General features: G+C 47.8%; 9 protein-coding genes. 3 read left to right on the top strand and 6 right to left on the bottom strand.

Annotation, left to right across the window (positions count from 1 at the left end):
• Nucleotides 1-158: 158 nt before the first annotated feature.
• The 3 genes from tsr to VJY99_RS17925 all read right to left on the bottom strand — a co-directional run bounded on the left by tsr (nucleotide 159) and on the right by VJY99_RS17925 (nucleotide 3,266).
• Nucleotides 159-1,823, bottom strand: a complete 1,665-nt coding sequence (gene tsr, locus VJY99_RS17935) for a methyl-accepting chemotaxis protein (protein ID WP_324120899.1) — start codon at nucleotides 1,821-1,823, stop codon at nucleotides 159-161.
• Nucleotides 1,824-1,909: 86 nt separating this feature from the next.
• Nucleotides 1,910-2,494 carry a PadR family transcriptional regulator gene (locus VJY99_RS17930; RefSeq protein ID WP_324120897.1) on the bottom strand — a complete coding sequence of 195 codons (585 nt, stop codon included), beginning with the start codon at nucleotides 2,492-2,494 and terminating at the stop codon, nucleotides 1,910-1,912.
• A 10-nt stretch (nucleotides 2,495-2,504) separates the two neighbouring features.
• Nucleotides 2,505-3,266, bottom strand: a complete 762-nt coding sequence (locus tag VJY99_RS17925; protein WP_324120895.1) for a siderophore-interacting protein — start codon at nucleotides 3,264-3,266, stop codon at nucleotides 2,505-2,507.
• Between the two features lie 265 nt (nucleotides 3,267-3,531).
• Here VJY99_RS17925 and VJY99_RS17920 point away from each other — a divergent pair, with 265 nt between their 5' ends.
• The gene (locus tag VJY99_RS17920) at nucleotides 3,532-3,747 is read left to right on the top strand and encodes a YdcH family protein (RefSeq protein ID WP_324120893.1); all 216 of its coding nucleotides are present in this window, start codon (nucleotides 3,532-3,534) and stop codon (nucleotides 3,745-3,747) included.
• Between the two features lie 138 nt (nucleotides 3,748-3,885).
• On the opposite strand, the gene VJY99_RS17915 is transcribed toward VJY99_RS17920, so the two are convergent.
• A complete protein-coding gene (locus VJY99_RS17915; protein WP_324120891.1) occupies nucleotides 3,886-4,059 on the bottom strand; it encodes a GhoT/OrtT family toxin in 174 nt (57 codons plus the stop codon).
• Between the two features lie 409 nt (nucleotides 4,060-4,468).
• Here VJY99_RS17915 and VJY99_RS17910 point away from each other — a divergent pair, with 409 nt between their 5' ends.
• A complete protein-coding gene (locus VJY99_RS17910) occupies nucleotides 4,469-4,795 on the top strand; it encodes a DUF3302 domain-containing protein (RefSeq protein ID WP_324120889.1) in 327 nt (108 codons plus the stop codon).
• A gap of 4 nt (nucleotides 4,796-4,799) precedes the next feature.
• Nucleotides 4,800-5,936, top strand: coding sequence for an HlyD family secretion protein (locus VJY99_RS17905; protein ID WP_324120887.1), 1,137 nt, complete (start codon nucleotides 4,800-4,802; stop codon nucleotides 5,934-5,936).
• Nucleotides 5,937-5,992: 56 nt separating this feature from the next.
• On the opposite strand, the gene VJY99_RS17900 is transcribed toward VJY99_RS17905, so the two are convergent.
• Both VJY99_RS17900 and VJY99_RS17895 read right to left on the bottom strand, forming a co-directional pair.
• Entirely contained in the window at nucleotides 5,993-6,595 is a 603-nt protein-coding gene (locus VJY99_RS17900) for an anti-virulence regulator CigR family protein (protein WP_324120885.1), read from the bottom strand.
• A 116-nt stretch (nucleotides 6,596-6,711) separates the two neighbouring features.
• The coding region (locus VJY99_RS17895) for an aminobutyraldehyde dehydrogenase (RefSeq protein ID WP_324120883.1) at nucleotides 6,712-7,941 on the bottom strand (1,230 nt) is incomplete at its 5' end.

The following is a 7,941-nucleotide window of genomic DNA, read 5'->3' as shown; positions in this document are numbered from 1 at the left end:
CGCTTACGCTTATCCACCCTATAAAAGCTAAAAAACCCGCATTTGCGTAACACCATTAGTTTAAGAACGAGATATCCGGGGCGACCACCGGGTTTGGCGTCCCTCCGGGAACCAAATCCCGGTGTTTCCCCTATTTCATTGGCTTAAGTGATCGGTGTTTAAAAGGTTTCCCAATTCTCATTTGAATCACCGACAACGGCCTTAGGGGCTGTCGCTGGAGCCAGCGTCAATTTCGGTTCAACACTGCGGGATTTAGCTTTCACTTCCTGGTTAATGCGAAACACGGAAACGGCTTGGGTCAGACGGCTGGCCTGCTCTTCAAGTGCTGAAGCCGCTGCGGCAGACTCTTCCACTAACGCGGCGTTTTGTTGCGTCACACGGTCCATTTCAGAAACCGCCAGCCCAACCTGGTCGATACCACGGCTTTGCTCGTCGGATGCCGAGGCAATTTCGCCCATGATGTCAGTCACGCGGGTGACCGCATTGACGATTTCATCCATAGTTTCGCCAGCACTTTCAACCAGCGTAGAACCGGTATCCACTTTACTAACGGAATCTTCAATCAGGCCTTTGATCTCTTTGGCAGCCTGCGCACTGCGCTGTGCCAGATTACGCACTTCACCGGCCACTACCGCAAATCCACGCCCTTGCTCACCCGCACGCGCTGCTTCAACAGCGGCATTCAGTGCAAGGATGTTGGTCTGGAAGGCAATACCGTCAATTACGCTAGTAATGTCGGCAATTTTCTTGGAGCTGCTGGCGATGTCGTTCATGGTACGCACCACGTTATCCACCACTTTGCCGCCCTTCTGCGCGGTTTCGGAAGCACTCAACGCCAGTTGGCTTGCCTGACGCGCATTTTCCGCATTCTGTTTCACGGTAGCGGTCAGCTCTTCCATGCTGGCGGCAGTTTCTTCAAGCGATGCGGCCTGTTGCTCAGTACGGGATGAGAGATCGTTGTTACCGATGGAGATTTCGCTGGCACCGCTATAAATTGCGTTCGCGCCGTTACGCACATCACTCACTGTGCTCATCAACTCAGACTGCATATGCTGCAGGCTGGCGGCCAGTTGGCCCATCTCATTGGTGCCTTCCACATCAATCGGGCGCACCAGATCACCGTTGGCAATATGGCGAATACTTTCAAGCAGGCGATGCAGTGGTTCAAGCAGGGTTTTCTTGATACCCAGCCAGACGGTAATAATCACCGCAGCAACCAGTAGCAGAATCACGATGATTATCCAAATAGCCTGCGAGTAAGACTGGTTATTGTCGTCTACCGCTTGTTGATACAGACGGTCATTCTGTTGCAGGTAATCAACGTACGCTTTCTCAAAACCATCCTGATATTTTTGCGTGGGTTGGTCGAAGAATTCGTTAATTTTCCCCGCACCCAGCAATTGAATCAGCTCAGCAAGCGCGCCGTGGTAAATAACGTAATTGCGCTTGATTTCATTAATGGATATTTCGCTCTGGCGTGGGTCGTGTGGTAAGGCTTCATACGCAATCCAATCCTTTTCAGCCTGTTTTAACGACTGGCTGGCGATAAGCATCAGCTCATTGACTGTCGAGCCGCTACCAATATTATTGGTGTCCATCATATGACGGATGCCTGCACGGTTTAGCGTGTTACGGGTTTGTATTAATGCTACCCAACTACCGTTGAGCGTGGATTGCTGCTGGCGAATGGTTTGCAGCACGGTAAAGTTTTCTTTGTCGTTTTTCAGCACGTTGAAGAACAACCCGCCAGACGTCATTTGTAAGACACCAAATAAACCCAGCACAAAGAGAAGACTGGTTACAACTTTTATGCGATTTAACATGCTTTTTCGTTCTCATAACAACAGAAGCATAAAGTTTCGGCATCTGCGGGTAAAACTTTATGCTTCATTGCACAGAAATAACGAAATTAACTCCGCTCAATATCTTTTGCCGCCTGATCCAGCGTATCGATGATTTTGTACAGCGTCTCTTTGGGTAAATCACTTTGGCCAAGTTTGGTATTCAACGCCATTTTGAAATTGTGGATGGCACGCTGTATTTCCGGAAGACGGCGGTTATCACCCAATACGCCTAACGACTCGAGTTTAGCGATGATATGAGCGAGGGGGTCTTGTTGCAGTACGAGTTCAGCATGCCCTTCTTCAGTTAGCATCCATGCTTTTTTGCTGCTGTCGCTTTCCACAGGGGTAATCAATCCCATCTCTTCAAGCAAAGAGAGGTTCGGGTAGATAATCCCCGGGCTTGGGACATATTCACCCTTTGCGATGGCCTCGATAGATTTGATCAGCTCATAACCGTGCGCGGTGCTGCCTGAGAGGAAATGCAGGATCAGCAGACGAATGTCGTTGGCATCAAAAAGGCGTTCACGGCGCATGCGGGTTTTACCTTCCATGCCGCTGTGTTCGTGATGGCCATGACCACCGTGCAAACCGTGTCTTTCGTGACGTTCATGTTTGGCACAAAGCCGCGAGTGAAGATGATGGTTTCTCATGTTCGTTTCCTTATTTTTGATGCCAGTAAGCCACCGCGCGAACGTAATCAGCGTCCAGACCGTGAGTTTCCAGCAGTTCATCACTCAATTGTTTTACGTCGCGACCTTCTCCGGTTACCCAGACAAAATAGTCGCGCTGCGGGAATTCAATCTGGCTTACGTGTTTAGCGATAGCGTCGGTGTTTAGTCTGTGAATTTGTGCGTGTTTAAACTCACTCAAATAATCGAGGCAGAGAGCATGTTGGCTGTTAACCAGCACCGTGGGGATAATATGTTCTGGCAGCGACAACAGACGACGGCGAACGGCAGGCAAACCGCTTTCGTCGCAGATATAGAGCTGGAATGAATAATCGGTTGGTACAACTAGTGATCCCCGTGGCCCGCCAATCAGTAACGTGTCGCCAACAGTGGCATTTTCAGCCCACAGACTGGCAACGCCGCCATCGTGAATGTAGAAATCCAGCGTGAGCTCATTACGCGTGGCGTCAAAAGCCAGCGGTGTGTAATCGCGGGAGAGTGGACGCGGTCCTTCACCCCATACAATACCGTCGTCAGTGACTGACGGACGGATGAACTCACCGCTTTCTGGCGGGAAAAACACTTTCACATGATCATCAAATCCCCGCGAGGTGAAACCCGCTAATTCTGGGCTGCTAAAGACAATGCGATAAAAACAACCCGCAACGGTCTCTTTGCTTTTGACAATTAACTGACGGAATTTGATGTCATTTTTTACACGTTGCGGAAGATTAGGTTTGGTTTGTAAGGTCATGGGGTTCTCATTTTTGAATGCGTAAGATATATCATAGATATGTTTTAGCACATGAAAACGAGACTGTCTTTATCAATTTTTGCCGTTAAGCAAGGAGTGAACTGGCGAAATTATATTCGAAATTGTTAACACGCCTCACGGATCGCAAATTGACAAACCCTTACCAAGCGATGCTTCCAATTCACAGCCAGCAGTGTCTACACTGCAAGTGGCAGCAATTGCCAGGTCACACTCCATTCACCATTAACAGTCCAGGAGGTTTGCAATGTTTCCTGAGTACCGTGAATTGATTAACGAACTAAAATCCGCCAACCCGCGTTTCCACAGCTTGTTTGATAAGCACAATCAACTCGACGATGAAATTTTACGCAAGGGAGGGCCGCAAGGGACGGGATACAACGAAAAAGTCCTACAGATGAAAAAAGAGAAGTTGCGGCTAAAAGATGAGTTGTATCAGATGTTGAAGAAAGCCAGTCAGTAGGTGCGTTTTCAGGAAGGGGAAACTCCCCTTCCTTTGTTGTTTAAGCTGCTGCAACGATGTCGCTCCAACCATTTTAAAATCGCACCAACCGCTTTAAAAAGGTCACGCCATTCATCACCCATCCCGCTTAAAAACGAATTAAAACAGCGAAAACATTAACGCGACTGGGAAGCTCATCGGCCAGGTTGCCCCCACCAGCACAGAGCTTAACAGCTTAATTCGTTTCTTATCATGAGCCAAAAACCATGTGATAAATGCAGTGACTAATGCCATCACTGCATAAAAAACCAACATATCCTGATAAAGAGTCATTTTTATTAATTTGTTGTCTGGAAAATTTGCCGCAAAATATGCCCTTTTTTTTGATTTAGATCAAGTTTTGACAACCACTTACGCCCACTGCCCGCCTCCCTCGTTGGTTCGTACAGAAGAGTGAGTGCGTACAGAAGAGTGAGTGCGTACAGAAGAGTGGCGCGGCTACCGACATTCGTGACGAAGCCGAATAACCGACCAGAGAAAACCCTGGATGACGCTTCGTTTAAACACATCAACGGATGCGCATAGAGAAGCCCAAGCGTCATCCTTCTCATAATCAACAGAAATTTAAGATAAAGAGTAATTTTTCGTTATTCATTACCTGGAGTTTAAATAACAACTATCTTTAGTACAGAACTCTAGTTATCTTTAGTAAAGAACTCTAGTTATCTGATTGAGGTCGTTTATGTTTCTTAATTACTTTGCCCTGGGTGTACTTATTTTCGTCTTTCTCATTATTTTCTACGGGATCATTATCCTGCACGATATTCCATACCTTATTGCTAAGGCTCGTAACCATCCCCATGCCGATGCCATTCATGTCGCCGGTTGGGTGAGCTTGTTTACCTTGCATGTTATTTGGCCTTTCTTATGGATTTGGGCCACCCTTTATCGACCAGAACGGGGCTGGGGAATGCAACAAAACCCAGATGAAACACTGGCTTCGTTACAGCAAAGGGTCTCTGACCTTGAGCTAAAGTTAGGCGAAAATAAAACAACTCCATCGGAGTAATATCATGGATTTACTGATTATTCTGACATATGTCGCTTTTGCGTGGTCAATTTTCAAAATATTTAAAATACCCGTTAATAAATGGACAGTACCAACCGCTGCTTTGGGTGGTGTGTTTTTAATCGGTGCACTTATTTTATTAATGAACTATAACCACCCTTATACTTATCTGGCGCAAAAAGCCGTTATCTCCATTCCGATTACCCCACAAGTTACAGGGATTGTGAGTGAGGTTACCGATAAACAAAATACAGTGATTAAAAAAGGAGAAGTCCTGTTTAAATTAGACCCCACTCGTTATCAAACGCGGGTCGACAGGCTTCAGGCTGATTTAACCACCGAAATTCACAGCACCGAGTCGCTCAAGTCACAACTTGATGCGGCCGTAGCCAATACTACCCGTGTGTCCGCAGAACGCGATAGATTGTTTAAGGATTACCAACGTTACCTTCAGGGCAGTAAAGCGCGGGTCAACCCGTTCTCTGAAAGTGATATTGATAACGCCCGACAAAACTATCTGGCGCAGGATGCATTGGTAAAAGGCTCGATTGCCGAGCAGGCACAAATCAAAAACCAATTAGAAAGCATGGTCAATGGTGAGCAATCCCAGATTGTTAGCTTGCGTGCCCAGCTTGCGGAAGCCAAATATAACCTTGATCAAACTGTTATCCGTGCCCCAAGTGACGGTTACGTGACACAAGTGCTTATCCGCCCAGGTACTTATGCGGCCGCGTTGCCATTGCGCCCAGTGATGGTATTTATCCCTAAACAGAAACGTCAGATAGTCGCGCAGTTTAGGCAAAACTCGCTGTTACGTTTGAAAGCGGGAGATGAAGCCGAAGTGGTGTTTAATGCGCTTCCTGGACAAGTTTACACCGGGAAACTCACCTCGGTTCTCCCGGTTGTCCCTGGTGGTAGCTATCAAGCTCAAGGTGCATTGCAATCACTGACCCTGACTCCGGGAAGCGACGGTGTTATTGCGGTGATTGAGCTTGACCCTAATGCTGAAGTGGATGCGTTACCAGATGGAATATTCGCACAAGTTGCCGTCTATTCTGACCATTTCACTCATGTGTCAGTGATGCGTAAAGTTCTACTGCGCATGACCAGTTGGATGCACTACCTGTATCTGGACCACTAATAAGACAAGAATAAAAAAGCTCGCCGAGGCGAGCTTTTTTTATTTCAGAAAACAGGTTAATCAAACACATTAGTAATAACAGTGGTCACAATAGCGGTACTGAGAGCAACTAAGACGAGGTCATCGCCAACTGCCTGCCATTCATACCCAGGATAATAAGGGAGTTGGTTAAGCATTGTTCCCGGGACTGCCTTTTTCGCGATACCCGGAGGTAATGGTTTACCTCGTGCCAGATTTTTAGCAATGCCCGGGGGCAGTGGTTGATAGCCCGTCAAACCATAGTTAACGGCTAAACGGCGCGCATCATTAAAAGTGATATCGGAATCGACGTGGTCTGGTTTCCCGTAGTTTTTCCGGCTCCCTTGATTTTCTTTTGCACTCGCGTTTCCTTTATCTCCCTGATCCGCTTTATCGGATTGACTTCCTTTATCGCCTTTATCGCCTTTATCGCTACTGTTTCCTTGGTTACTGCTTTTACCACTGTTACCGCTGTTACTATTACCGCTGTTGCTATTACCGCTGCTACTATTTCCGCCACCGCCGCCACCATTCCCACCATTACCATTACCATTGCCAGGATTCGCAAACGCTGACACTGAAAATATGGACAGTGTAATAGCCACCGTCGCAGCAGTTAATAAAGATCGAGGCTTACGCATATTCATTCCTGTTAGTATGGGTACTCATATAAATTTAAGTTTCTATGAGTCGACTAACAAGGTGAAAACTCCTGGTTTAAGGGGGTAAACGTGTATAACGATATACCCCGTTATTATCAAGATGAGTGTTTAATCATTACATGGCGAATCACGGTGTAATCTTCCAGACCAAATAGCGACATATCCTTGCCGTAACCCGACAATTTTTGCCCGCCGTGTGGCATTTCGCTCACCAGCATGAAATGGGTATTGACCCAGGTACAACCGTACTGCAAACGAGCACTGAGACGATGAGCGCGGCCAACATCTTTTGTCCACACCGAAGAGGCTAAACCGTAGCTGGAATCGTTAGCCCAACCGAGAACTTGTTCTTCTTCATCAAACGACGTCACACTGACGACTGGGCCAAAAACTTCTTTCTGCACGATGTCATCTTCCTGCTTCGCTCCAGCAAGCAACGTTGGCTGGAAGTAATATCCGGGTCCTTCTACTTTCGCCCCCCCCGTTACCACTTTGATATGCGGCAGCGCTTTGGCGGCATTCACCGCTTTGCTTACACGCTCAAGGTGTGCGGCAGAACTGAGTGGGCCCAGTTCGGTGGACTCATCTTCAGGCGAGCCAACTTTCAGGCTGCTGACCGCCTGACCCAGTTTCTCAACCAGTTTGTCGTAAATCCCTTTTTGAGCGTAAATCCGGCAGGCGGCTGTACAGTCCTGGCCGGCGTTGTAATAACCAAAAGTACGCACGCCTTCCACCACCGCATCAAGGTCTGCATCATCAAACACAATCACTGGCGCTTTACCGCCCAATTCCATATGGGTACGTTTAATCGAAGGCGCGGTATGGCTGATGATATGTTCACCCGTAGCAATCGAGCCGGTTAACGAAACCATGCGCACTTTTGTGTGACCGGTCAGCACATCACCCACCGTTTGCCCGCGGCCAAACAGCACGTTCAATACTCCCGCAGGGAAAATATCCTTCGCAAGCTCGGCAAGCTTAAAGGCGGTCAGTGGCGTGATTTCAGACGGCTTGATAACAACACAGTTACCCGCGGCAAGTGCTGGGCCAAGTTTCCAGGCTGCCATCATCAATGGATAGTTCCACGGTGCAATAGACGCCACCACGCCCACAGGATCACGACGGATCATCGAAGTATGGCCGCTGAGGTATTCCCCCGCAGCCAGCCCGCTCAGGCAACGACTGGCACCTGCAAAGAAGCGGAATACATCCACCACAGCAGGAATTTCATCATTCAAAACACAGTGGTAAGGCTTGCCACAGTTTTGTGATTCCAGGCGGGCAAACACTTCGCCATTTTGCTCAATAACATCAGCGAGTTTGAG

The organism is Buttiauxella sp. (assembly GCF_035271705.1).
Classification (GTDB): domain Bacteria; phylum Pseudomonadota; class Gammaproteobacteria; order Enterobacterales; family Enterobacteriaceae; genus Buttiauxella.
Note: the sequence above shows the minus strand (reverse complement) of the source record. Positions and strands in the feature narration are given on the sequence as shown.

Excerpts from the sequence above, each read along its gene's own strand:
- tsr (WP_324120899.1), bottom strand. The coding sequence starts at position 1,823 with ATGTTAAATCGCATAAAAGTTGTAACCAGTCTTCTCTTTGTGCTGGGT.
- VJY99_RS17930 (WP_324120897.1), bottom strand. The coding sequence starts at position 2,494 with ATGAGAAACCATCATCTTCACTCGCGGCTTTGTGCCAAACATGAACGT.
- VJY99_RS17925 (WP_324120895.1), bottom strand. The coding sequence starts at position 3,266 with ATGACCTTACAAACCAAACCTAATCTTCCGCAACGTGTAAAAAATGAC.
- VJY99_RS17920 (WP_324120893.1), top strand. The coding sequence starts at position 3,532 with ATGTTTCCTGAGTACCGTGAATTGATTAACGAACTAAAATCCGCCAAC.
- VJY99_RS17915 (WP_324120891.1), bottom strand. The coding sequence starts at position 4,059 with ATGACTCTTTATCAGGATATGTTGGTTTTTTATGCAGTGATGGCATTA.
- VJY99_RS17910 (WP_324120889.1), top strand. The coding sequence starts at position 4,469 with ATGTTTCTTAATTACTTTGCCCTGGGTGTACTTATTTTCGTCTTTCTC.
- VJY99_RS17905 (WP_324120887.1), top strand. The coding sequence starts at position 4,800 with ATGGATTTACTGATTATTCTGACATATGTCGCTTTTGCGTGGTCAATT.
- VJY99_RS17900 (WP_324120885.1), bottom strand. The coding sequence starts at position 6,595 with ATGCGTAAGCCTCGATCTTTATTAACTGCTGCGACGGTGGCTATTACA.